We start from the raw sequence: 23,345 nt of genomic DNA on the forward strand, positions 1-23,345 counted from the left end.
TTTGCACAACACGGCTGCATAAAGAAAGTCGATCGGCTGCAACCCACGACGGGTTAAAGGCCCGTACGGAGATTCACATGACTCAGATCGCCCGCATCAGCGACACCGGCAATGAACGCCGCCTGCAAGCCGAACGCCTGATCGGCGCCGAGGCCTTGCAGCAAGCCCAGGCTTTGCGATTCAACGTCTTCAGCGGCGAGTTCAACGCCAAGCTGAAGGGCGCGGAACTGGGTCTGGACATGGATGATTATGATGTTCACTGCAGCCACATCGGCGTGCGTGACTTGAACACTGGCCGCTTGGTAGCGACCACCCGTCTGCTCGATCACACCGCCGCCAGCAGCCTCGGCAAGTTCTACAGCGAAGAAGAATTCAGTTTGCATGGATTGGCGCATCTGCAAGGCCCGATCCTCGAAATCGGTCGTACCTGCGTCGATCCGGCCTACCGTAACGGCGGAACGATTGCGGTGCTGTGGGGCGAGCTCGCCGAAGTGCTGAATCAGGGTGGCTACAGTTATTTGATGGGTTGCGCGAGCATTCCGATGCAGGACGGTGGCATTCAGGCCCACGCAATCATGCAGCGCCTGCGCGAACGTTATCTGTGCACCGAACACCTGCGCGCCGAGCCGAAAAAGCCGCTGCCGACGCTGGATATTCCCTCCAACGTCATCGCTGAAATGCCACCGCTGCTCAAGGCTTATATGCGCTTGGGCGCGAAGATCTGCGGCGAGCCATGCTGGGATGAAGACTTCCAGGTCGCCGACGTGTTCATCCTGCTCAAGCGCGACGAACTCTGCCCGCGTTACGCCAAGCACTTCAAGGCGGCCGTGTAATGAGCCGGCTGCGGGTGTACGCGCGAATCGCGCGAGTGCTGTTGGTGGTGTCGCTGGGATTGACCATGGCCAGCGTCTTCGGCGTATTTGAACGCATTGGCCTCGCACATTCGATGGAACGCCGTCAGCGCTGGTCGCGCTTCTTCATGGCGCGCCTGAGCAACGCCCTGCCCTTTAGAGTAAGCGTGCACGGCGAGCTGCCGAAACAGCCCATGCTGTGGGTCAGCAACCATGTGTCGTGGACTGATATTCCGCTGCTGGGCATGCTCACGCCGCTGTCGTTTCTGTCCAAAGCCGAAGTGCGCACCTGGCCGGTGGCCGGTTGGCTCGCGGCCAAGGCTGGCAGCTTGTTCATTCGTCGCGGTTCAGGCGACAGCCAGTTGATCCGCAAGCAGATGACCCGTCACCTGCAAACCGAACATGCGCTGCTGATGTTCCCGGAAGGCACCACCACCGACGGCCGTTCGCTGCGCACCTTTCATGGTCGCTTGCTGGCGGCGGCGATTGATTCCGAGGTAATGCTGCAACCGGTGGCGATTCGTTATCTGCGCGATGGCGAGATCGATACGCTGGCGCCGTTCATAGGTGACGATGACTTGTTGTCGCACCTGATGCGTCTGTTCAGCAATGATTGTGGCGATGTCGAAGTGCACCTGCTCAAGCCGATGGCCTGCCAGGGCCGCGAGCGCGCGGCGCTGGCGTTCGAGGCGCAGCAGGCGGTGCAGAAAGCGTTGTTTGGCGAAGTGGCGAAACCGGCCGAACCACGTCGCGCAGGCGCACTGATCGCCGCCTGAAAACAACACATCCCCTGTGGGAGCGAGCCTGCTCGCGAAAGCGGTGTCTCAGCCAACATACATGCTGAACGAGACGCCGCCTTCGCGAGCAAGCTCGCTCCCACATTTAGATCTTCAGTGATTCGTGGTTTTGTGCGAAGTCCTGGAGTTGTGGGTAGAAGAGCCGGAAGTCTTCACTGAGCGGCTCATACAACCGCCGCAACTCGTGCATCGCCCCCGCCAGTTCCTCCGGTCGGCTCAACCGCCGCGAGATCCCGCGCAGCACCTGCTCCAGCACTTCAAACTCCTGGTACGAACCCAGCCAGTCATTGGCCACCATGTGCGGCGCAATCTTCGCCAGTCGCTCGGGCAACTGCCGTTCATGGGTCAGCACCCGATAAACGTCAGCGGTAAAGACCTCCAGCGGTTGATCGGCGTACAACCGCCAGTCCCGCGCCAGGCAATGGTCGAAAAACACATCGATGACGATCCCGGCGTAACGCCGCCGTGTCTCGGTAAATCGCCCCAATGCGATGTCCACCAACGGATGGCGATCGGTGAATACGTCAATCCGTCGATGCAGTTGAATGGCCGCTTCCACCTCCGGCGCAAACTGCCCTTGCAGCCGACCTTTGACGAAATCGCCATACAGGCTGCCGAGTAATTGACCGGGGCGCTGGCCACCGAGGTGCAAATGTGCGAGATAGTTCATGGGCGCAGCTTAGCACCGCGCCCTGCAATCCTCACACCATCATATCGTTATAACCCGATATACCGATTTGTTCTGCCGTCAGATCAAAATCATATTGGTATATCGCGAAATACCGATTTAAAGTTCGCCTCATCGCGATATAGCGTTGTACACATCACGAGCACCCAGCCATGAACCTTGACCTCGACGAAATAATAAAAGCCCTGGCGCATCCAGTACGACGAGACATTCTCAACTGGTTGAAAGACCCCAAAGCCGAGTTTCCAGAACAGCTGCACAACCACGAGTACGGCATTTGTGCCGGACAGATCGACCAACGCTGCGGCCTGTCGCAGTCGACCGTTTCCGCGCATCTGGCGACGCTGCAACGCGCCGGCCTGATCAGCAGCCAGAAGGCGGGGCAGTGGCATTTTTTCAAACGTAACGAGGACGTGATTCAGGCGTTCCTCAGCACCCTCAGTAAAGAGCTCTGACCCTTAACGTCAGCCAGCCGACAAGGAACCCCGCATGCCCCTTTCGCTTCTCATACTCGCCTTGAGCGCTTTCGCCATCGGCACCACCGAATTCGTCATCATGGGCTTGCTGCCTGATGTGGCGGCCGACCTCGGTGTATCGATCCCCGGCGCTGGCTGGCTGGTGACCGGGTATGCCCTGGGCGTGGCCATCGGTGCGCCGTTCATGGCACTGGCCACCGCGAAGTTGCCGCGCAAGGCAGCACTGGTGGCATTGATGGGCATTTTCATTGTCGGCAACCTGCTCTGCGCACTGGCCAGTGATTACAACGTATTGATGATCGCCCGGGTAGTCACCGCGCTGTGCCACGGTGCCTTCTTCGGGATCGGTTCGGTGGTGGCGGCCAATCTGGTGCCAGCCAACAAACGTGCTTCGGCAGTGGCTTTGATGTTCACCGGTCTGACCCTGGCCAACGTTCTCGGCGTGCCACTGGGCACCGCGCTGGGTCAGGAAGCCGGCTGGCGTTCGACCTTCTGGGCGGTGACGGTCATTGGTGTGATCGCGCTGATCGGCCTGATCCGCTTCCTGCCGGCCAAGCGTGATGAGGAGAAACTCGACATGCGCGCCGAACTGGCGGCCCTCAAAGGCGCGGGGATCTGGTTGTCGCTGAGCATGACCGCTCTGTTCGCCGCGTCGATGTTCACTCTCTTTACCTACGTCGCACCGCTGCTCGGCGATGTCACTGGTGTTTCGCCAAAAGGCGTGACCTGGACCCTGCTGCTGATCGGCCTCGGCCTGACCGTCGGCAACATCATCGGCGGCAAACTGGCCGACAAGCGCCTCGGCGCCACCCTGATCGGCGTTTTCGTGGCGATGGCAGTGGTGTCCACCGTGCTGAGCTGGACGAGCGTCGCGCTGATCCCGACTGAAATCACCCTGTTCCTCTGGGCCACCGCCTCGTTCGCCGCCGTGCCGGCGCTGCAAATCAACGTCGTGACCTTCGGCAAAGCTGCGCCGAACCTGGTCTCGACCCTGAACATCGGCGCGTTCAACGTCGGCAACGCCCTCGGCGCCTGGGTCGGCGGCAGCGTCATCGCCCATGGCTTCGGCCTGACCAGTGTGCCGCTCGCAGCGGCGGCCCTCGCGGTGCTCGCCCTGCTGGTGACGCTGATTACTTTCCGTCAGAACGGCGATGCCGATCTGGCCCCTGCTACCAACTGATTAATTTTCACTTACGAGGGTTGTAGACATGGCAACTATTTTCGATCCGATCAAACTGGGCGACGTCGAGCTGGCCAACCGCATCATCATGGCGCCGCTGACCCGCTGCCGCGCTGACGAAGGGCGCGTGCCAAACGCACTGATGGCCGAGTACTACGTACAACGTGCCTCCGCCGGCCTGATCCTCAGCGAAGCCACTTCGGTCACGCCAATGGGCGTCGGCTACCCTGACACTCCGGGCATCTGGTCCAACGATCAAGTGCGCGGCTGGTCCAACGTAACCAAAGCCATTCACGGCGCTGGCGGCAAGATCTTCCTGCAACTGTGGCACGTCGGCCGGGTTTCTCATCCGTCGTACCTGAACGGTGAAGCGCCGGTTGCGCCGAGCGCCATCCAGCCTAAAGGTCACGTCAGCCTGGTGCGTCCAATGGCCGACTACCCAACCCCGCGGGCACTGGAAACCGCTGAGATCGCCGACATCGTCGACGCCTACCGCACCGGTGCCGAGAACGCCAAAGCAGCCGGTTTCGACGGCGTGGAAATCCACGGCGCCAACGGTTACCTGCTCGACCAGTTCCTGCAGAGCAGCACCAACCAGCGCACCGACAACTACGGCGGCTCCCTGGAAAACCGTGCACGCCTGCTGCTGGAAGTGACTGACGCAGCGATCGAAGTCTGGGGCGCTGGCCGTGTTGGTGTGCACCTGGCACCACGCGCAGACTCCCACGACATGGGCGATGACAACCTGGCGGAAACCTTCACCTACGTTGCTCGTGAGCTGGGCAAACGCGGCATCGCGTTCATCTGCTCCCGCGAGAAAGAAGGCGCTGACAGCCTCGGCCCACAATTGAAAGAAGCTTTCGGCGGCCCGTACATCGCCAACGAAAAATTCACCAAGGACAGCGCCAATGCATGGCTGGCCAGCGGCAAGGCTGACGCCGTCGCCTTCGGTGTGCCATTCATTGCCAACCCGGACCTGCCAGCTCGTTTGAAGGCGGATGCGCCGTTGAATGATGCGCGTCCGGAGCTGTTCTACGCGAAAGGCCCGGTCGGTTATATCGACTACCCGACGCTGTAAGCGCTATTCAGTACAAGGCAGCAGAAACGCAAAAGCCCCCGACTTGTGAGAGTCGGGGGCTTTTTTGTTGGGCGGCGCTCAGGGCCAGCGGCCAACACTCATTCACACAGACGACACAAATTCCCTACAAAATGCGTAGCTCGCTACGTATAAACTCCCGCACCGCGAACGTATATAAAAGCAGGCCAATTGACATAAGCTGTGCCAATTACGCATTTTGTTTCATTTGCGCAGGCTGGGGCTCAGGCGCAGCATATCCAACCCTGTATCGACCCAACGCTCGGCCTCGGCATGCAGCTCAAAGCTGTCCGGCGCCAGAAGCCATCCATACAGAAGGCCATCGATATAAGCATGAATGCTGATGGCCGCACGGGCAGTGTCGAGATCTTCCGGCAACTGGCCGCGATTCACCGCATTACGCAGGGTCAGCCCGATACGCAGATTGCAATCGAGACTGGCCGCCCGGCGCTGCTGGCGCAGATCGCACATTTCATCGGTGAACTCGCACTTATGAAACAGAATTTCGTTGATACGCCGGGTTTTCGGGTCCAGCGCAACTTGATGAAACAAATGAATCAGCAATTTGCGCATGCAGCCCAACGGATCGAGTTCGTCCTCGCTCTCACTGGCCTTGGCCAGCTCATCCAGCGGCTCATGCAGGCTGTCGAGCATGGCCTGGACCAGATCGGCCTTGTTGCTGAAATGCCAATAGATAGCGCCCCGGGTGACACCGGCCATGGTCGCGATGTCCGCCAACGTCGTACGAGCGACGCCCCTTTCATAAAAGGCTTTCTCTGCCGCTTCCAGGATCTGGCTGCGAGTTTCTTGAGCTTCCTCTTTGGTACGACGGACCATGGCAGTAAAACCTCAAACAGGATGTTTCAGGGATGGCTGAATATCCGCTGAATAAAGAGGGGGCGATCTCTCGTGAATCGGTTCCCCGGCCTACAATTTCTAACCTTGCAACGACTTTTGTAACAGGGTGGGTACGAAGCCAAGGTATTTACAAACAACCATGAACGTAAGTATATTCCTTAGCAAGCTACTTATCCACCCGGCAGCATTTTTTTACCCTTCCACACTTCTTGTGCGCTTTTTGCGCGCCTGACCCGAGGATCTTCATGCAATTCAAGCCAGCTGTTACCGCTCTGGTCACTGCCGTCGCCCTGGCATCGCTGCTCAGCGGATGTAAAAAGGAAGAAGCGGCACCGGCCGCTCCGCCTCCTCAGGTCGGCGTCGTCACCCTGCAACCACAAGCCTTCACCCTCACGTCGGAACTGCCGGGTCGCACCAGTGCATTCCGCATCGCGGAAGTGCGACCACAGGTCAACGGCATCATCCTCAAGCGTCTGTTCAAGGAAGGCGGCGATGTCAAAGCCGGCCAACAGCTGTATCAGATCGATCCGTCGGTCTATGAAGCAACGCTGAAAAGCGCCGAAGCCAACCTGCGTTCGACCAAGTCGATCTCTGATCGCTACAAGCAACTGGTCGATGAGCAGGCCGTGAGCCGTCAGGAATACGACACTGCCGTGTCCAACCGTCTGCAATCGGAAGCGTCCTTGCAGAGCGCGCAGATCAATGTCCGTTACACCAAGGTTTACGCGCCGATCTCCGGGCGCATTGGCCGTTCTTCGGTCACTGAAGGTGCCTTGGTCAGCAACGGCCAGACCGACGCCATGGCCGTGATCCAGCAGCTGGACCCGATCTACGTCGACGTGACGCAATCCTCGGTTGAGCTGCTGGAACTGCGCCGCGAGCTGGAAAGCGGCCGCCTGCAGAAATCCGGCGACAACTCGGCAGCGGTCAAGCTGACGCTGGAAGACGGCAGTCTGTACAAACTCGACGGTAAGCTGGAATTCTCCGAAGTGACGGTTGACCCGACTACCGGCTCGGTGACCCTGCGTGCGGTGTTCCCGAACCCGGATCACACCCTGCTGCCGGGCATGTTCGTCCGCGCCCAGTTGCAGGCAGGCGTCAACGCTGCCGCCATTCTGGCACCGCAGCAAGGCGTGACTCGCGACCTCAAAGGCACGCCGACCGCTCTGGTCGTCGGCGCCGACAACAAGGTCGAGCTGCGTCAGCTCAAGGCCAGCCGCACCGTCGGCAGCCAGTGGCTGATCGAAGACGGCTTGAAAGCGGGCGATCGTCTGATCACCGAAGGGCTGCAATACGTGCGCCCAGGTGTGCAGGTGAATCCGACCGAAGCCACCAACGTGGGCAAAAAGAACCCGGCCCCCGCTCAGGCAGCTGACAAAGCCGCTGGCGGCAAAGGGGAGTAACTCATGTCAAAATTCTTCATCGACCGTCCGATTTTCGCCTGGGTAATTGCCCTGGTGATCATGCTGGTCGGGGCACTTTCGATCCTGAAATTGCCGATCAACCAGTACCCGAGCATTGCGCCACCGGCCATTGCGATCTCCGTGACCTACCCGGGCGCTTCGGCGCAAACCGTGCAGGACACCGTGGTCCAGGTGATCGAGCAGCAGCTCAACGGTATCGACAACCTGCGTTATGTGTCCTCGGAAAGTAACTCCGACGGCAGCATGACCATCACCGCGACCTTCGAGCAAGGCACCAACTCCGACACCGCGCAGGTACAGGTTCAGAACAAGCTGAACCTGGCCACCCCGCTGTTGCCGCAGGAAGTGCAGCAACAAGGTATCCGTGTAACCAAGGCAGTGAAGAACTTCCTCCTGGTGATCGGCGTGGTGTCGCGCGACGGCAGCATGAACAAGGACGACCTGTCCAACTACATCGTGTCGAACATGCAGGATCCGATCTCGCGGACTGCCGGTGTCGGTGACTTCCAGGTCTTCGGTGCCCAGTACGCAATGCGTATCTGGCTCGACCCGGCCAAGTTGAACAAGTACAACCTGACCCCGTCTGACGTCAGCACCGCGATCTCGGCGCAGAACGTTCAAGTCTCGTCCGGTCAGCTCGGCGGTTTGCCGGCGCTGCCTGGCCAGCAACTGAACGCCACGATTATCGGCAAGACCCGTCTGCAAACTGCCGAGCAGTTCAAGGCGATTCTGCTGAAGGTCAACCAGGACGGTTCGCAGGTACGTGTCGGCGATGTCGCTGATGTCGGCCTGGGTGGTGAGAACTCGAGCATTTCCGCCCAGTTCAACGGCAGCCCGGCTTCCGGTCTGGCGGTAAAACTGGCCAACGGTGCCAACGCTCTCGACACCGCCAAAGCGCTGCGCAAGACGATTGACGACCTCAAGCCGTTCTTCCCGCAAGGCATGGAAGTGGTGTTCCCGTATGACACCACTCCGGTAGTGACCGAGTCGATCAAGGGCGTGGTTGAAACCCTGGTCGAAGCGATCGTGCTGGTGTTCCTGGTGATGTTCCTGTTCCTGCAGAACTTCCGCGCTACCGTCATCACCACGATGACCGTGCCGGTGGTATTGCTCGGTACATTCGGCATCCTCGCCGCCGCCGGTTTCAGCATCAACACCCTGACCATGTTCGGTATGGTGCTGGCCATCGGTTTGCTGGTGGACGACGCCATCGTCGTGGTGGAAAACGTCGAGCGGGTGATGGCCGAGGAAGGCCTGTCACCGAAGGAAGCAACGAAAAAGTCCATGGGCCAGATCCAGGGCGCACTGGTCGGTATCGCCCTTGTTCTGTCGGCGGTATTGCTGCCGATGGCGTTCTTCAGCGGCTCCACCGGTGTGATCTACAAGCAGTTCTCGATCACCATCGTCTCGGCCATGGCCCTGTCGGTACTGGTTGCACTGATCTTCACCCCGGCGCTGTGCGCCACCATGCTCAAACCGATTGCGAAAGGTGAGCACGGTACGCCGAAAAAAGGTTTCTTCGGCTGGTTCAACCGTAACTTCGACCGCGGTGTCAGAAGCTATGAGCGCGGTGTTGGCAACATGCTGCAACGCAAGGCGCCGTATCTGCTGGCGTACTTGCTGATCGTCGTCGGCATGATCTGGCTGTTCACCCGCATTCCAACTGCATTCCTGCCGGAAGAAGACCAGGGCGTATTGTTCGCTCAGGTGCAAACCCCGGCCGGCTCCAGCGCCGAACGCACCCAAGTGGTGATCGACGAGATGCGTTCCTACCTGCTGGATAAAGAAGCGGGTGCCGTGTCCTCGGTGTTCACCGTGAACGGCTTCAACTTCGCCGGTCGTGGTCAGAGTTCGGGTCTGGCGTTCATCATGCTCAAACCGTGGGGCGAGCGTGACGCGGGCAACAGCGTGTTTGCCCTGGCGCAGCGTGCCCAGCAACACTTCTTCAGTTTCCGCGATGCGATGGTGTTTGCCTTCGCTCCGCCAGCCGTACTGGAGTTGGGTAACGCCACAGGTTTCGACGTGTTCCTGCAGGATCGTGCCGGTATCGGTCACGAAAAACTGATGGAAGCGCGCAACCAGTTCCTCGGTCTGGCAGCGCAGAGCAAAGTGCTCTATCAGGTGCGTCCGAACGGCTTGAACGACGAGCCGCAATACCATCTGGAAATCGATGACGAGAAAGCCCAGGCCCTTGGCTTGAGCCTCTCCGACATCAACAGCACGCTGTCGATCTCCTTCGGTAGTAGCTACGTCAACGACTTCATCGACCGTGGTCGGGTGAAGAAGGTTTACGTGCAAGGTCAGGCCGGTGCTCGCATGAGCCCTGAAGACTTGAAGAAGTGGTACGTGCGCAACAACGTCGGGACCATGGTGCCGTTCTCCGCCTTCGCCAAGGGCGAGTGGATCTACGGTTCGCCGAAACTGGCCCGTTATAACGGCGTGGAAGCGATGGAGGTGCTCGGTTCTCCGGCGCCGGGTTATTCCACCGGTGAAGCGATGGCCGAAGTCGAAGCGATTGCCAAGAAGTTGCCGGCCGGTGTCGGTATCTCCTGGACCGGTCTGTCCTACGAGGAACGTCTGTCCGGCTCGCAAGCCCCAGCGCTGTACGCCCTGTCGCTGCTGATGGTGTTCCTGTGTCTGGCGGCGTTGTATGAAAGCTGGTCGATTCCGATCGCGGTCATGCTCGTGGTGCCGCTGGGGATCATTGGTGCTCTGATGGCCACCAGCCTGCGCGGTCTGTCCAACGACGTGTACTTCCAGGTGGGCCTGTTGACGACCATCGGTCTGGCAGCTAAAAACGCCATTCTGATCGTCGAATTCGCCAAGGAACTGCATGAACAGGGACGCAGCCTGCGTGACGCGGCGATCGAAGCCTGCCGCATGCGTCTGCGACCGATCATCATGACATCGCTGGCCTTCGTCCTCGGTGTTGTACCGTTGGCGATCTCCACCGGCGCCGGTTCGGGCAGTCAACATGCGATCGGTACGGGCGTGATTGGCGGTATGCTCACAGCCACGATCCTGGCGATCTTCTGGGTCCCACTGTTCTTCGTCACGGTTTCGTCCATCGGTCAGCGCAAGAATGCCGACCAGGAAGGCGACACTAAAGAAACTCCTAAAGAGGCTGGCCAATGAGCAAGTCGCTACTCTCCATCGCAGTCGCCGCCTTCGTGCTGAGCGGTTGCTCGCTGATACCTGATTATCAGCAGCCTGAGGCTCCGGTCGCAGGCCAGTACCCGCAGGGGCCGGCGTACTCGCCGGCCCAAGCACCGGCGCAGGCCGCTGCCGAGCAGGGCTGGAAGCAGTTTTTCCATGACCCGGCCCTGCAACAGCTGATCCAGGTTTCGCTGGAAAACAACCGCGACCTGCGTGTCGCGGCGCTGAACATCGACGCTTACGCGGCTCAATACCGCATCCAGCGTGCCGACCTGTTCCCGGCGGTTTCGGCCAATGCCAGCGGCAGCCGTCAACGGGTTCCGGCGCGTGCCTCGCAGACCGGTGAAGCGGGCATCACCAGCTCCTACTCCGCGACTGTCGGCATCAGCGCCTACGAACTCGACCTGTTCGGTCGGGTTCGCAGCCTGAGCGAACAAGCGTTGCAACAATACTTCGCCACGGAAGAAGCCCGTCGCAGCACCCAGATCAGTCTGGTCGCCAGCGTCGCCAATGCTTATCTGACCTGGCAAGCGGACAAGGAACTGCTCAAGCTGACTCAAGACACCCTCGGTGCCTTTGAAGAAAGCTACAAGCTGACCAGCCGCAGCAACGAAGTCGGTGTCGCCTCGGCACTGGATCTGGCGCAGTCGCGTACGTCGGTGGAAAACGCCCGTGCACAACTGGCCAAATACACCCGCCAGGTGGCTCAGGACGAAAACAGCCTGACCCTGCTGCTCGGCACCGGTATCCCGGCCAACCTGCAAGCGGCCAAACCGCTGGCTGACGACCTGCTCAGCGACGTGCCGGCCGGTCTGCCATCGGACCTGCTGCAGCGTCGTCCGGACATCCTCCAGGCCGAGTACAACCTGAAAGCCGCCAACGCCAACATCGGTGCGGCGCGTGCAGCGTTCTTCCCGAGCATCAGCCTGACCGCCAACGCGGGTAGCTTGAGCCCGGACCTGTCCGGTCTGTTCAAGGGTGGTTCGGGGACGTGGCTGTTCTCGCCGCAGATCAACCTGCCGATCTTCAACGCCGGCAGCCTGCGCGCCAGCCTCGACGCGGCGAAGATCCAGAAAGACATTGATGTGGCGAACTACGAGAAGTCCATTCAAACGGCCTTCCAGGAAGTCGCCGACGGCCTCGCCGCGCGTCAGACCTACACCGAACAGTTGCAAGCGCAACGTGACTTCGTGCAGGCCAACCAGGATTACTACCGCTTGGCCGAGCGTCGTTACCGCATCGGTGTCGACAGCAACCTGACCTTCCTCGACGCCCAGCGTCAGTTGTTCAGCGCCCAACAAGCGCTGATCACCGACCGCCTCGCGCAGCTGACCAGTGCGGTCAACCTGTACAAGGCATTGGGTGGCGGCTGGAATGCGCAAACCGCGCAGAACGAACCGCTGAAAGAAGAAGCACCGAAGATGAAGCTGTTCTGATCATCATCTGCTGAATACAAGGAGCCCACCGATTGGTGGGCTTTTTGTTGCCTGTCAGAAAGTAGTGTTGTCTGGTCTGCCCCCTTCGCGAGCAGGCTCGCTCCCACAGGGGAACGCATTCCAAATGTGGGAGCGAGCCTGCTCGCGAAAGGGTTCTGAAATTCACCACAAAACCCGGTTCAATCTTGCGTTCGATAATCGCCCAAAACCCGCTTTTCCCAATTGAATCCGAACATCCGCGCCCCGCACCATTCGATCCACAAAACCAATAACAACAGGTTCGTCACCATGCTCTCGCGCCCTGCTCCGTCCGGCTGATCGCCGCCGCTCCGCCCCCTGAATCCATCGTATTTCTGCACCGCTGAAAACGGCCGCAGCGCCGCCGTTCGCCCTAAAAAAACAAGAGAGACTCCAGCTATGACCACCTCCCCCGTGCCTTACGCATTTCCCGGGCTGATCGCCCTGGCCCTTGCCGGCATCGCGCTGCCCGCTGCTGCCGAAGAAGCCGGTTTTATCGAAGGGGCCAAGGTCAACCTGAACCTGCGCAACTTCTACATCAACCGCAACTTCACCAACCCGACCAAGGCTCAGGGCAAGGCTGAAGAGTGGACGCAGAGCTTCATCCTCGACGCTAAATCCGGTTTCACCCAAGGCACCGTCGGCTTCGGCATGGACGTGCTGGGTTTGTACTCGGTGAAGCTCGATGGCGGTAAAGGCACGGGCGGCACGCAATTGTTGCCGCTGGATCACGACGGTCGTCCGGCGGACAACTTCGGCCGCACCAACGTCGCCTTTAAAGCCAAGCTCTCGCAGACCGAAGTGAAGGTCGGCGAATGGATGCCGGTGTTGCCGATCCTGCGTTCGGACGACGGTCGTTCACTGCCGCAAACCTTCCGTGGCGGCCAGATCACCTCGAAGGAAATCGATGGCCTGACCCTCTACGGCGGCCAGTTCCGCGCCAACAGCCCGCGCGACGACAGCAGCATGAGTGACATGTCGATGTTCGGCAAAGCGGCGTTCACGTCCGATCGCTTCAATTTCCAGGGCGGCGAATATGTGTTCAACGAGAAACGCACACAAATCGGTGTGTGGAATGCCGAACTCAAGGACATCTACAGCCAGCAATACGTCAACCTGATCCACAGTCAGCCAATCGGCGACTGGACGTTAGGCGCCAACCTCGGTTTTTTCTACGGCAAGGATGACGGCAGCGCCCGTGCCGGCGATCTCGACAACAAGACCTGGTCGGGCCTGTTCTCCGCCAAATACGGCGGCAACACCTTCTACGTCGGCCTGCAGAAACTCACTGGCGACAGTGCGTGGATGCGCGTCAACGGCACCAGCGGCGGCACTCTGGCCAACGACAGCTACAACGCCAGTTACGACAATGCCCAAGAACGCTCCTGGCAAGTGCGCCACGACTACAACTTCGCCGCGCTCGGCGTTCCCGGCCTGACCCTGATGAACCGCTACATCAGCGGCGACAACGTGCACACCGGCACCGTCACCGACGGCAAGGAATGGGGCCGCGAATCGGAGCTGGCCTACACCGTGCAGAGCGGCACGCTCAAGGACCTCAACGTCAGATGGCGCAACTCGACCATGCGCCGGGATTTCAGCAACAACGAGTTCGATGAAAACCGCTTGATCGTCAGCTACCCGATCAGCCTCCTGTAACCCCCTGTAGAGCTGCCGCAGGCTGCGATCTTTTGATCCTGAAACAACGTCAAAAGATCGCAGCCTGCGGCGGCTCCTACAGGGGAACCGTGCCATTTGTCAGGAGAAGTGGCACTTTGCCGGCCGGCGAGTAAAGTGACCAAACCTGAAGGACTCAGGTGAATAACCTTCCCGCTTCCGTTAGTTGATGTCGGTCCCCCAGTTGTGAGCCAGGTTGTCATCGGAAGACACCGTTGATCAGCAGAGGACCGCCTCATGATCGCCCGACTTACCGTCGCACCCGACTGGAACGCCAAAGCGTACCAGCAGTTTTCCCGCCTCAGGCAACGCCCGGTCACCGAACTGCTCGACCGCGTCAACCTGCGAAACCCCAAACACATTTATGACCTCGGTTGCGGCACCGGCATTGCCACGCAACTGTTGGCCAAACGTTGGCCACGTGCGCAGTTGCTGGGCGTCGACAGTTCCGCGCAAATGCTCGAAGAGGCGCGGTGCCTGCCGATCAAAGCTTTGTGGCAGCAGTGCGACCTGCTCGACTGGCAGCCCGAAAAACCGGCAGACCTGCTGCTTGCCGCCGCCGTGCTGCACTTCATCGATGGTCATCAAACGTTGCTGCCCAAGCTGCTCAGTCAATTGAATACCGGCGGCTGCCTGGCTGCGCACATGCCAGATTGGCGTGATGCGTTGTGGTATCGATTGATGCTCGACACCCTCGAAGACGGCGGCCCCGGCGGCACACCATTGGGTACGCCTGAACTGCGCCAGCGCATGGCAGCGCAGCCGTTATTGGCGCTGGAGGATTACTACCGTTTGCTCGCACCGTTAACCACTTCGCTGGATATCTGGGAGACCGAGCAGTTGCAAGTGGTCGACGGCAAATCGCCGGTGTATGACTGGGTCAAAGTGTCGGCACTGCGACCGGTGATGCAGGCGCTGGATTCAGCGGAGCAGGCGCGGTTTATCTATCACTATCTGATGCGAGTGCATAAACATTATCCGCAGGAGGCGAATGGGCATACGCTGTTTGCGTTCAAGCGGATATTTATTGTCGCCACGGTCTGATCGTCGCATCCACTACCGCTTTCGCGAGCAGGCTCGCTCCCACAGGGGAAATGCATTCCAATGTGGGAGCGAGCCTGCTCGCGAAGACGTCAGAAGGGGCAACCACTATTCGCGGGATTCGGTACCCAACTCATCCCACACCGATTCCGCCAGATGAAACGTTGCATTCGCTGCCGGGATCCCGCAGTAAATCGCGCTCTGCATGATCACTTCCTTGATCTCGCCCCGGCTCACTCCATTATTGGCCGCCGCGCGCAAATGCAGTTTCAACTCACCTTCGCGGTTCATGCCGATCAACATGGCGATCGTAATCAAACTGCGTGTGTGCCGAGGCAAGCCCGGACGTGTCCAGATATCACCCCAGGCATGCCGGGTGATCATCTCCTGAAACTCCGAGTTGAACTCGGTCAGCGTGGTCAGGCTGCGGTCAACATGCGCATCGCCCAACACCGCGCGGCGAACCTGCATGCCGTCGTCGTAACGTTGTTTCTCATCCACAAAAACTTCCTCACTCAGCCTGCAAAAACGCCAACACACGATCACTGAAATCGGCACCGGCCTGCACGTTGGACAGATGCGCCGCATAGAACTCGGCGTACTCGGCGCCGCGTACATGCTCCTGAATAAAGTGCCCACCGGACGGCGGGGTCACCGCATCTTCGGTGCCGGCAATCACCAGCAACGGTACGTTGATCGATGCCAGTTGATCGCGGAAATCGGCATCACGCACCGCCGCACAATTAGCTGCGTAACCTTCAGGCGAAGTGGTCGCGAGCATGTCGGTGATCTGCGTGGCCGCTGCCGGATGGGCCGCGGAAAAATCGGGGGTAAACCAACGGGCAACCGATGCATCACGCAAGGCAACCATCGCCGCCGCGCCATCGCGCAGCACGGTTTCGATGCGTGGATTCCACACCGACGGATCGCCGATTTTTGCCGCGGTGTTGCAGACGATCAGTTTATGCAGACGATGGCCGGCGTTGATCCCCAGCCACTGACCGATCAATCCGCCCATCGACAACCCGCAGAAATGCGCGCGCTCGATGTGCAGTGCATCCAGCAAACCGAGCACGTCATGACCCAGTTGCTCGATGCTGTACGGCCCCGGCGTCACCAACGATTGGCCATGGCCACGGGTGTCAAAACGCAGCACCCGAAAATGCTCGATAAACGCCGGTATCTGCGCGTCCCACATGTGCAAGTCAGTGCCCAACGAGTTGGACAGCACCAGCACCGGTGCATCGACCGGGCCTTCAATTTTATAGTGCAGTTCGCCATCGGCGAGTTGAACGAAAGCCACAGCCCTCTCCTTTCAGTCAGACAATGCGTTGTGTTCGGCTACCGCGCGCTCGACCCAGACTTGCGCCTGTCCGAGGTAATAGGCGGGATTCAACAGGTGATCCAGTTCAGCGTTGCTCAGTTCGGCCGTCACCGCCGGCTCGTCACCGAGCACGTCGCGCAAATGGCGCTGCTCGGCCACCGCACGCTTGCAGCATTGTTCGAGCAAGTGGTGCGCGGTGTCGCGGCCAACCCGTTGCGCGAGCACGATGCTCACGGCTTCAGCCAGCACCAGCCCTTGAGTCAACTCAAGGTTGCGTGCCATGCGCGCGGCATCGACTTCGAGACCGTCAGCCAGCAACCGCGCCTGTTGCAGCGAGCCCGACACCAGGCAGCAAATCTCCGGCAAGGTTTCCCACTCGGCATGCCACAGACCGAGGCTACGCTCGTGCTCCTGCGGCATCGCGCTGAACAGCGTCGAAACCAGCCCGGGAACCCGTGTCGCTGCGCCGATCAACACAGCGGCGCCGACCGGATTGCGTTTGTGCGGCATGGTCGAAGAACCGCCCTTGCCCGGCGCTGATGGCTCGAAAACCTCGGCCGCTTCGGTCTGCATCAACAGGCTGATATCACGGCCGACTTTGCCGAGGCTGCCGGCGATCAAGCCGAGCACCGCGCCGAACTCCACCACACGATCGCGCTGGGTGTGCCACGGTTGTTCCGGCAACGTCAGTTGCAGTTCTTCAGCCAACGCTTGAGCAATCGGCAACGCCTGTTCGCCAAGTGCCGCGAGGGTGCCGGAAGCACCGCCGAATTGCAGCACCAGCAGGCGCGGCTTGAGTTCACGCAGGCGCTGGCGGCTGCGCGTCAAAGCGCCAAGCCAACCGGCGATTTTCATGCCGAGGGTCACCGGCGTCGCGTGCTGCAACCAGGTACGCCCGGCCAGCGGCGTCGCTGCGTAACGTTGCGCCTGGGTGGCGAGGGAGTCGGCCAGCTGCGCCAAGTCACCCTCAATCAATTTCAGCGCCTGACGCAATTGCAGCACCAGGCCGGAATCCATCACGTCCTGACTGGTCGCGCCCAAATGCACATAGCGCTCGGCCTCGGCATCCGATGCAGCAATCTGTTTGCCCAATGCCTTGACCAGTGGAATCGCCGAATTACCGGCCGTGGCAATCGCCTCACCGAGCGCGGCGAAGTCATACAAACCAGCGCTGCACGCAGCAGCAATCGGTGCAACCGCTGAGGAAGGGATCAACCCGACTCGCGCTTCGGCCCGGGCCAGCGCCGCTTCGAAATCGAGCATGGCCTGCACGCGGCCCTGATCGCAGAACACTTCGCGCATATCGCGGGCAGTGAAATAGGCATCGAACAATTGATTGCCCGGTCGCTGAGTCATAAAAGTCCTTGCCGGCGCGGGCCATGACGGCCCGCGCGCATCGGGTTAGAGATCGTGGTGCAAGTACGCCGCCTGTTTCGGCAAGCGCAGGCTGAACAGGAACGCGATCGCCATCATCACCGTAACGTACCAGTAGAAGGAGTTTTCCATGCCGATGTTCTTCAGGCTCAGGGCGACGAATTCTGCCGAACCCCCGAAGATCGCATTCGCCACCGCGTACGCCAGGCCGACGCCGAGTGCGCGCACCTCAGGCGGGAACATTTCGGCTTTCACCAGGCCACTGATCGAGGTGTAGAAACTGACAATTGCCAGCGCCACGGTGATCAGCACAAACGCGAGGAATGGACTGCTGACACTTTTCAGACTCAACAAAATCGGCACGGTGAACAGCGTACCGAGGGCGCCAAACCACAGCATCGAGTTACGTCGGCCAATCTTGTCGGCGAGCATGCCGAACAGCGGTTGCATGCACATATAAAGGAAAAGCGCGCCGGTCATGATGTAGCTGGCAGTCTTGGCGTGCATGCCGGCAGTGTTCACCAGGTACTTCTGCATGTAGGTGGTGAAGGTGTAGAAAATCAGCGAGCCACCGGCGGTGTAACCGAGCACGGTGATGAACGCCGCTTTGTGATCGCGGAACAGCGCCCCGATGCTGCCGGCGTCCTTGTGATCACGGGTTTCCTTGTTGGTGGTTTCTTTCAAGCTGCGACGCAGGAACAGCGAAATCAACGCGGCCACCGCACCGACCACAAACGGGATGCGCCAGCCGTAGGCACGCAAATCATCTTCAGTGAGGAACTGCTGCAGGATCACCACCAGCGACACCGCCAGCAGTTGCCCGCCGATCAACGTCACGTACTGGAACGAGGCGAAGAATCCGCGCTGGCCCTTGAGGGCGACTTCGCTCATGTAGGTGGCGGTGGTGCCGTACTCGCCGCCGACCGACAGGCCTTGCAGCAAGCGGGCGAATAACAGCAGCAAGGGCGCCCAGACGCCGATGGTGTTGTAGGTCGGCAGACAAGCGATCAGCAGCGAGCCGAAACACATCATCAGAATCGAGATGAGCATCGATTTCTTGCGCCCGTGCTTGTCGGCGAGCCGGCCGAAAATCCACCCGCCAATCGGCCGCATCAGGAAGCCGGCGGCGAACACGCCAGCGGTGTTGACCAGCTGCACCGTGGGGTTATCTGAGGGGAAAAACGCCGGGGCGAAATAGATCGCGCAAAAGGCGTAGACGTAGAAGTCGAACCATTCAACGAGGTTGCCGGACGAGGCGCCGACAATGGCAAAGATGCGCTTGCTGCGCTCTTCACCGGTGTAATGGGAGGTGGTGGTTGTCATTGTTTTTCACTCGATAGGGACAGTGAGAGTCTAGACATACTTTGCAACAGTCCCGTTCCACATTGGATCATCACCCAGCTCTTGACCAGCCTTTGTGGCGAGGGGATTTATCCCCGTTGGGCAGCGAAGCGGCCCCAAAACCATTCAGCGCGTTATTTCAGGTAAACCGCGTGTATCTGATTTGCGTGTGCTTCGCACTCGAACGGGGATAAATCCCCTCGCCACAGTTGATCGCTGACCACCGATGGAGTGTTCAATAATCGAAGAACACCGTCTCGGCGTCAGTGCCCTGCAAAATCACATTCCACTGGTAAACACCCGATTCATCCTTCTTCGCCAGCAATGTCGCGCGGCGTTCCGCCGGCACACATTCGAGCAACGGATCATCAACGTTGGCCGGCTCGCCTTCAAAGTAGATCCGCGTCAGCAAGTGCTTCACCAAACCACGGGCAAACACCAGCACCACCAGATGCGGCGCCTGAGTCGAACCCTTCAGCCCCTCAACCGTGCCCGGCTTGATCGTGGTGAAACGGAAGCGCCCTTCAGCGTCCACCGGCACCCGGCCAAACCCTTCAAAGTTCGGGTCCAGCGGTTTGTCCTGCTCGTCTTCCGGGTGGTCGTATTTGCCGGCCGCGTTGGCTTGCCAGACTTCGAGCATGGCGTCGTTGACGACATCACCATTGCCATCCACCACCTGCCCGGTGATCGCCACGCGCTCGCCGAGGGTTTGCTCAACGGTGAGGTTTTCGCGGTTCAGCCAGGTCAGGCCGATGTGGTAATACGGCCCGACGGTGTGGGACGTGGTCGCAGTCAGCGTCATCTTATTTCTCCATCGGCGTGGCTTCACGCCCGCGCAGCACGATGTCCCAGCGGTAACCGAGGGCGTAGGACGGAATGGTTTTTTCCAGATCGAAACTGGCGATCAGGCGCTCCTTGGCCGAGGTGTCCGGCACGCAGTTGTAGATCGGGTCGTAGGCCAGCAGCGGATCGCCCGGGAAGTACATTTGCGTGACCAGGCGAGTCAGGATGCTCGGCCCGAACAGCGAAAAATGGATGTGCGCCGGGCGCCACGCGTTGTGGTGATTGCCCCACGGATAGGCGCCAGGCTTGATGGTCTGGAACTGATACCAGCCATCGGCATCGGTCACGGTGCGGCCGGTGCCGGTGAAGTTCGGATCCAGCGGTGCGTCGTGCAGGTCGCGCTTGTGGTTGTAGCGACCGGCGGCGTTGGCCTGCCAGATTTCCACCAGGATTCCCGGCACCGGCAGACCGTTTTCGTCGAGCACGCGGCCATGAATGATGATGCGTTCGCCCTGTGGCTCGCCCTCATGTTGAGCGGTCAGGTCATTGTCTTTCTCGGCGACGCGCTCGGCACCGATGGTCGGGCCCGTGATCTCCGAAAGCGAATGCGGCAGAAACACCAACGGCTTCGACGGCGAGCGCAGGTTGGTGGATTGATACGTCGGGTGCAGGTACTCAGGCTGAGTGCCTTCCTGCGGGCGACGGTAACCAGGCTTGTCAGACATTTAGCTATCCTCAGTTCTTATTCGTCACGGCTCGCGTCAGACGCGTTCGATGGCCAGGGCCAGGCCTTGACCGACACCGACGCACATGGTCGCCAGACCTTTCTTGCCATTGGTTTTCTCAAGCTGATGCAGCGCCGTCAGCACCAGCCGCGCGCCGCTCATGCCCAATGGGTGACCAAGGGCGATCGCGCCACCGTTCGGGTTGACCTGCGCGGCGTCATCCGCCAGACCCAGTTCACGCAGCACCGCCAAACCCTGGCTGGCAAACGCTTCGTTGAGTTCGATGACGTCGAAATCGCTGACTGCTACGCCGAGGCGCTCGATCAGTTTGCGCACCGCTGGCACCGGGCCGATGCCCATTACCCGCGGCGCAACACCGGCACTGGCCATGCCGAGCACTTTGGCGCGGGCGGTCAGGCCGTGTTTTTTCACCGCTTCGGCCGAGGCCAGAATCAGTGCAGCGGCGCCGTCATTAACACCGGAGGCGTTGCCGGCGGTAACGGTTTTGTCCGGGCCGTTGACCGGTTTCAATTTGCTCAGTGCTTCAATCGTGGTGTCGGCGCGGGGATGCTCATCCTGGCTGACCACGGTTTCGCCTTTCTTGTGGGCAATCCGCACTTCAACGATTTCTTCAGCGAAGAAGCCGGCAGCCTGCGCGGCGGCGGTACGTTGCTGGCTGCGCAGAGCGAAAGCGTCCTGATCTTCGCGCGACACTTTATAGTCGTCGGCGACGTTGTCGGCGGTCTGCGGCATGGCGTCGACGCCGTACTGCGCTTTCATCAGCGGGTTGATAAAGCGCCAGCCGATGGTGGTGTCTTCCAGTTTCATGTTGCGCGAAAACGCCGCATCAGCCTTGCCCATCACGAACGGCGCGCGGGACATCGATTCGACGCCGCCGGCAATCGCCAGCTCCATCTCACCGCTGGCAATCGCACGGAATGCCGTGCCGATGGCGTCCATGCCCGAAGCGCAGAGCCGGTTGAGGGTCACGCCCGGCACGCTTTCCGGCAAACCGGCCAGCAATAGCGCCATGCGCGCGACATTGCGGTTGTCTTCGCCGGCCTGGTTGGCGCAGCCGAGGAATACTTCGTCGATGGCGTTCCAGTCCACCGACGGATTACGTTCCATCAGGGCCTTGATCGGCACCGCGGCCAGGTCGTCGGCGCGAACGGCGGACAAACCGCCGCCGAAACGGCCGATGGGGGTACGAATCGCGTCGCAGATATAAACGTCACGCATCATGCTTCTCCCGGTGCCTGGCCGTGGGCGGCGGCGGTGCGCGCTTCGAGATCGCGCAGCGCGGTCAGCTCGACCTCGGACGGTTCGGCGCTAGTCGCAACGTCATCGGCAAAACGGATTGCCCAACCGGTGGCGGCGACCACTTGCTCGCGGGTCACGCCGGGATGCAGCGCGGTCACCACAAATTCATGAGTGCCCTCTTCCGGCTCCATGATGCACAGGTCGGTGATGATTCCGACCGGCCCGGCGCCCGGCAGGCCCAGACGCTTGCGCGAATCGCCGCCCTCGCCATGACCGACCGAAGTGATGAAATCGAGCTTGTCGACAAACGAACGTGCCGACTGTTTAAGGATGATCAACACGCTTTTCGCCGAACCGGCAATTTCCGGCGCGCCACCGGCACCCGGCAGACGCACTTTCGGCGAGAAGTAATCGCCGACCACGGTGGTGTTGATGTTGCCGAAGCGATCGACCTGCGCCGCACCGAGAAACCCGACGTCGATGCGTCCGCCCTGCAACCAATAGCGAAAAATCTCACCGGTCGGTACGACGGTGTCGGCGGTTTCCGCCAGCTCGCCGTCACCGATCGACAGCGGCAGCACGCTTGGCTTGGCGCCAATCGGGCCGGATTCGTAGATCAGCACCACGTCCGGCGACGAGGTCAGGCGCGCGAGGTTGGCGGCTTTCGACGGCAGGCCGATGCCGACGAAGCATACCGAGCCGTTCTTCAGGCGACGGGCTGCGGCGACGGTCATCATTTCATTGGTGGTGTAAGTCATTACTTGGCCTCCGAAGCAGCGGCCAACTTGGCCTGGAACTCGCTGAAGTCAGCGCAGCCATGGATGTATTCGTTGATCCAAGCGGTAAACGTCTCACGGTCGCGAGCGATCGGATCCCACGCCTGATAGAAACGATTGTCACGCTCGGTGTAACCGTGGGCGTAGGACGGATGCGCGCCGCCGGGCACATGGCAGACCGCGCTCAAGGCCCAGGTCGGCAGCACGCAGGCGTTCATCGGCGCGTTGAGGTTGTCGACGATTTCCTCGACGGTAACGATGCAGCGCCTGGCAGCCAGTGCGGCTTCCTTTTGCACACCGAGAATGCCCCACAGCAGGACGTTGCCTTGGCGGTCGGCCTTCTGCGCGTGGATCACGGTAACGTCCGGTCGCACCGACGGCACCGCCGCCAGTACTTCGCCAGTGAACGGGCAAGTGACGGATTTGATCAGCGGATTGACCTTCGGCAGGTCGGAACCGGCATAGGCACGCAGTACCGCAAACGGTAGGCCGGATGCGCCGGCGACGTAGGCATTCGCCAGGTCGGCGTGGCTGTGTTCTTCGATTTCCAGTGGGTGCGGCCATTGTTTCTCGACCGCGTCACGCAGACGGTGCAGCGAACCCACGCCCGGGTTACCGCCCCAGGAGAAAATCAGTTTGCGTGCGCAACCGGCACCGATCAGTTGGTCGTAGATCAGGTCGGGCGTCATCCGCACCAGGGTCAGATCTTTCTTGCCCTGACGAATGATTTCATGACCTGCCGCCGTAGGGATCAGGTGAGTGAAGCCTTCGAGCGCGACGGTGTCGCCGTCGTTGACGAATTGCTTCACCGCGTCGTGCAGCGAAAGGATCTCAGCCATGGAGCGGGCTCCCGTTTTTGTAATGAATCGCCAGTGATAAAAAGGCGCGAGGTTCAGCGCCGGAGTGACTGAAGATTAAGCCTGGGAAAATCGCCAAACAATCCGATAATCGACTGAGTGTTCGTTTATCGAACAGATTGTTACTTCCCTAACAATGATCGTTCCCACGCTCCGCGTGGGAACGCAGCCCAGGACGCTCCGCGTCCAAAAGCAGACGCAGAGCGT

At 60.3% G+C, this 23,345-nt stretch carries 21 protein-coding genes; 10 read left to right on the forward strand and 11 right to left on the reverse strand.

Translation table 11 applies throughout. The features are described 5' to 3' along the window. Positions 1-77 precede the first annotated feature (77 nt). A complete protein-coding gene (olsB, locus tag JFT91_RS28750) occupies positions 78-833 on the forward strand; it encodes an L-ornithine N(alpha)-acyltransferase (protein WP_141129409.1) in 756 nt (251 codons plus the stop codon). After that, positions 833-1,627 (forward strand): lysophospholipid acyltransferase family protein, encoded by a 795-nt coding sequence (locus JFT91_RS28755; protein WP_201227638.1) that lies wholly within the window; start codon positions 833-835, stop codon positions 1,625-1,627. The genes olsB and JFT91_RS28755 overlap by 1 nt, the downstream gene beginning before the upstream one ends. Before the next feature lie 106 nt (positions 1,628-1,733). Here JFT91_RS28755 and JFT91_RS28760 read toward each other — a convergent pair whose 3' ends face one another. Beyond that, positions 1,734-2,318 carry an acyl carrier protein phosphodiesterase gene (locus JFT91_RS28760; RefSeq protein ID WP_201234607.1) on the reverse strand — a complete coding sequence of 195 codons (585 nt, stop codon included), beginning with the start codon at positions 2,316-2,318 and terminating at the stop codon, positions 1,734-1,736. Between the two features lie 170 nt (positions 2,319-2,488). Between JFT91_RS28760 and JFT91_RS28765 the strand changes: the two genes are divergently transcribed. From JFT91_RS28765 to JFT91_RS28775, 3 genes are read left to right on the forward strand one after another with little or no spacing between them, the layout of a single operon-like run. After that, positions 2,489-2,791: an ArsR/SmtB family transcription factor gene (locus JFT91_RS28765; RefSeq protein WP_008080109.1), complete on the forward strand. Its 303-nt coding sequence runs from the start codon at positions 2,489-2,491 to the stop codon at positions 2,789-2,791. 34 nt (positions 2,792-2,825) lie between these two features. Further along, a complete protein-coding gene (locus JFT91_RS28770) occupies positions 2,826-3,992 on the forward strand; it encodes an MFS transporter (protein ID WP_201227640.1) in 1,167 nt (388 codons plus the stop codon). A gap of 28 nt (positions 3,993-4,020) precedes the next feature. Next, positions 4,021-5,070, forward strand: a complete 1,050-nt coding sequence (locus tag JFT91_RS28775) for an alkene reductase (RefSeq protein WP_201149686.1) — start codon at positions 4,021-4,023, stop codon at positions 5,068-5,070. 222 nt (positions 5,071-5,292) lie between these two features. Here the strand turns inward: JFT91_RS28775 and emhR are convergent, their stop codons facing one another. Continuing rightward, positions 5,293-5,925: an efflux system transcriptional repressor EmhR gene (gene emhR, locus JFT91_RS28780; protein WP_103307022.1), complete on the reverse strand. Its 633-nt coding sequence runs from the start codon at positions 5,923-5,925 to the stop codon at positions 5,293-5,295. 266 nt (positions 5,926-6,191) lie between these two features. Here emhR and emhA point away from each other — a divergent pair, with 266 nt between their 5' ends. From emhA to JFT91_RS28805, 5 genes are all read left to right on the forward strand, one after another. After that, positions 6,192-7,349 carry an efflux RND transporter periplasmic adaptor subunit EmhA gene (gene emhA / locus JFT91_RS28785; RefSeq protein ID WP_201227642.1) on the forward strand — a complete coding sequence of 386 codons (1,158 nt, stop codon included), beginning with the start codon at positions 6,192-6,194 and terminating at the stop codon, positions 7,347-7,349. A gap of 3 nt (positions 7,350-7,352) precedes the next feature. Further along, a complete protein-coding gene (gene emhB / locus JFT91_RS28790; protein ID WP_201227643.1) occupies positions 7,353-10,505 on the forward strand; it encodes an efflux RND transporter permease subunit EmhB in 3,153 nt (1,050 codons plus the stop codon). Continuing rightward, positions 10,502-11,962: an efflux RND transporter outer membrane subunit EmhC gene (gene emhC, locus JFT91_RS28795; protein ID WP_201227644.1), complete on the forward strand. Its 1,461-nt coding sequence runs from the start codon at positions 10,502-10,504 to the stop codon at positions 11,960-11,962. The genes emhB and emhC overlap by 4 nt, the downstream gene beginning before the upstream one ends. Before the next feature lie 417 nt (positions 11,963-12,379). Next, complete coding sequence (locus JFT91_RS28800) at positions 12,380-13,639, forward strand: OprD family porin (protein ID WP_201234609.1); 1,260 nt, start codon at positions 12,380-12,382, stop codon at positions 13,637-13,639. Positions 13,640-13,894: 255 nt separating this feature from the next. Next, complete coding sequence (locus JFT91_RS28805; RefSeq protein ID WP_201201326.1) at positions 13,895-14,701, forward strand: methyltransferase domain-containing protein; 807 nt, start codon at positions 13,895-13,897, stop codon at positions 14,699-14,701. 105 nt (positions 14,702-14,806) lie between these two features. On the opposite strand, the gene pcaC is transcribed toward JFT91_RS28805, so the two are convergent. The 9 genes from pcaC to JFT91_RS28850 form a co-directional block, all read right to left on the reverse strand. Next, positions 14,807-15,199: a 4-carboxymuconolactone decarboxylase gene (pcaC, locus tag JFT91_RS28810; RefSeq protein ID WP_011332825.1), complete on the reverse strand. Its 393-nt coding sequence runs from the start codon at positions 15,197-15,199 to the stop codon at positions 14,807-14,809. 10 nt (positions 15,200-15,209) lie between these two features. After that, positions 15,210-16,001, reverse strand: a complete 792-nt coding sequence (gene pcaD / locus JFT91_RS28815; RefSeq protein ID WP_201234611.1) for a 3-oxoadipate enol-lactonase — start codon at positions 15,999-16,001, stop codon at positions 15,210-15,212. 12 nt (positions 16,002-16,013) lie between these two features. Further along, on the reverse strand, positions 16,014-17,378 hold the full coding sequence (locus JFT91_RS28820; protein WP_201234612.1) for a 3-carboxy-cis,cis-muconate cycloisomerase: 1,365 nt from the start codon (positions 17,376-17,378) through the stop codon (positions 16,014-16,016). A 45-nt stretch (positions 17,379-17,423) separates the two neighbouring features. Further along, the gene (locus JFT91_RS28825) at positions 17,424-18,719 is read right to left on the reverse strand and encodes an MFS family transporter (RefSeq protein WP_201227649.1); all 1,296 of its coding nucleotides are present in this window, start codon (positions 18,717-18,719) and stop codon (positions 17,424-17,426) included. A gap of 253 nt (positions 18,720-18,972) precedes the next feature. After that, positions 18,973-19,539 carry a protocatechuate 3,4-dioxygenase subunit alpha gene (gene pcaG, locus JFT91_RS28830; RefSeq protein ID WP_201234613.1) on the reverse strand — a complete coding sequence of 189 codons (567 nt, stop codon included), beginning with the start codon at positions 19,537-19,539 and terminating at the stop codon, positions 18,973-18,975. Position 19,540: 1 nt separating this feature from the next. After that, positions 19,541-20,245 carry a protocatechuate 3,4-dioxygenase subunit beta gene (pcaH, locus tag JFT91_RS28835; RefSeq protein WP_201234614.1) on the reverse strand — a complete coding sequence of 235 codons (705 nt, stop codon included), beginning with the start codon at positions 20,243-20,245 and terminating at the stop codon, positions 19,541-19,543. A gap of 36 nt (positions 20,246-20,281) precedes the next feature. Beyond that, positions 20,282-21,487, reverse strand: coding sequence for a 3-oxoadipyl-CoA thiolase (gene pcaF, locus JFT91_RS28840; RefSeq protein WP_201234615.1), 1,206 nt, complete (start codon positions 21,485-21,487; stop codon positions 20,282-20,284). Next, the gene (locus tag JFT91_RS28845; protein ID WP_201149565.1) at positions 21,484-22,263 is read right to left on the reverse strand and encodes a CoA-transferase subunit beta; all 780 of its coding nucleotides are present in this window, start codon (positions 22,261-22,263) and stop codon (positions 21,484-21,486) included. The genes pcaF and JFT91_RS28845 overlap by 4 nt, the downstream gene beginning before the upstream one ends. Next, the gene (locus JFT91_RS28850) at positions 22,263-23,120 is read right to left on the reverse strand and encodes a CoA transferase subunit A (RefSeq protein ID WP_201234617.1); all 858 of its coding nucleotides are present in this window, start codon (positions 23,118-23,120) and stop codon (positions 22,263-22,265) included. Before JFT91_RS28850 ends, JFT91_RS28845 begins: the two co-directional genes overlap by 1 nt. Positions 23,121-23,345: the final 225 nt, after the last annotated feature.

Source organism: Pseudomonas sp. TH08 (assembly GCF_016651275.1).
Taxonomy (GTDB): Bacteria; Pseudomonadota; Gammaproteobacteria; order Pseudomonadales; family Pseudomonadaceae; genus Aquipseudomonas.

Coding starts and splice junctions, on each gene's coding strand:
- JFT91_RS28820 (WP_201234612.1), bottom strand. CDS start 17,378: ATGACTCAGCGACCGGGCAATCAATTGTTCGATGCCTATTTCACTGCC.
- pcaG (WP_201234613.1), bottom strand. CDS start 19,539: ATGACGCTGACTGCGACCACGTCCCACACCGTCGGGCCGTATTACCAC.
- JFT91_RS28760 (WP_201234607.1), bottom strand. CDS start 2,318: ATGAACTATCTCGCACATTTGCACCTCGGTGGCCAGCGCCCCGGTCAA.
- JFT91_RS28770 (WP_201227640.1), top strand. CDS start 2,826: ATGCCCCTTTCGCTTCTCATACTCGCCTTGAGCGCTTTCGCCATCGGC.
- JFT91_RS28850 (WP_201234617.1), bottom strand. CDS start 23,120: ATGGCTGAGATCCTTTCGCTGCACGACGCGGTGAAGCAATTCGTCAAC.
- JFT91_RS28755 (WP_201227638.1), top strand. CDS start 833: ATGAGCCGGCTGCGGGTGTACGCGCGAATCGCGCGAGTGCTGTTGGTG.
- emhB (WP_201227643.1), top strand. CDS start 7,353: ATGTCAAAATTCTTCATCGACCGTCCGATTTTCGCCTGGGTAATTGCC.
- olsB (WP_141129409.1), top strand. CDS start 78: ATGACTCAGATCGCCCGCATCAGCGACACCGGCAATGAACGCCGCCTG.
- JFT91_RS28825 (WP_201227649.1), bottom strand. CDS start 18,719: ATGACAACCACCACCTCCCATTACACCGGTGAAGAGCGCAGCAAGCGC.
- JFT91_RS28805 (WP_201201326.1), top strand. CDS start 13,895: ATGATCGCCCGACTTACCGTCGCACCCGACTGGAACGCCAAAGCGTAC.
- pcaH (WP_201234614.1), bottom strand. CDS start 20,245: ATGTCTGACAAGCCTGGTTACCGTCGCCCGCAGGAAGGCACTCAGCCT.
- emhR (WP_103307022.1), bottom strand. CDS start 5,925: ATGGTCCGTCGTACCAAAGAGGAAGCTCAAGAAACTCGCAGCCAGATC.
- JFT91_RS28845 (WP_201149565.1), bottom strand. CDS start 22,263: ATGACTTACACCACCAATGAAATGATGACCGTCGCCGCAGCCCGTCGC.
- pcaF (WP_201234615.1), bottom strand. CDS start 21,487: ATGATGCGTGACGTTTATATCTGCGACGCGATTCGTACCCCCATCGGC.
- emhA (WP_201227642.1), top strand. CDS start 6,192: ATGCAATTCAAGCCAGCTGTTACCGCTCTGGTCACTGCCGTCGCCCTG.
- JFT91_RS28765 (WP_008080109.1), top strand. CDS start 2,489: ATGAACCTTGACCTCGACGAAATAATAAAAGCCCTGGCGCATCCAGTA.
- JFT91_RS28775 (WP_201149686.1), top strand. CDS start 4,021: ATGGCAACTATTTTCGATCCGATCAAACTGGGCGACGTCGAGCTGGCC.
- emhC (WP_201227644.1), top strand. CDS start 10,502: ATGAGCAAGTCGCTACTCTCCATCGCAGTCGCCGCCTTCGTGCTGAGC.
- JFT91_RS28800 (WP_201234609.1), top strand. CDS start 12,380: ATGACCACCTCCCCCGTGCCTTACGCATTTCCCGGGCTGATCGCCCTG.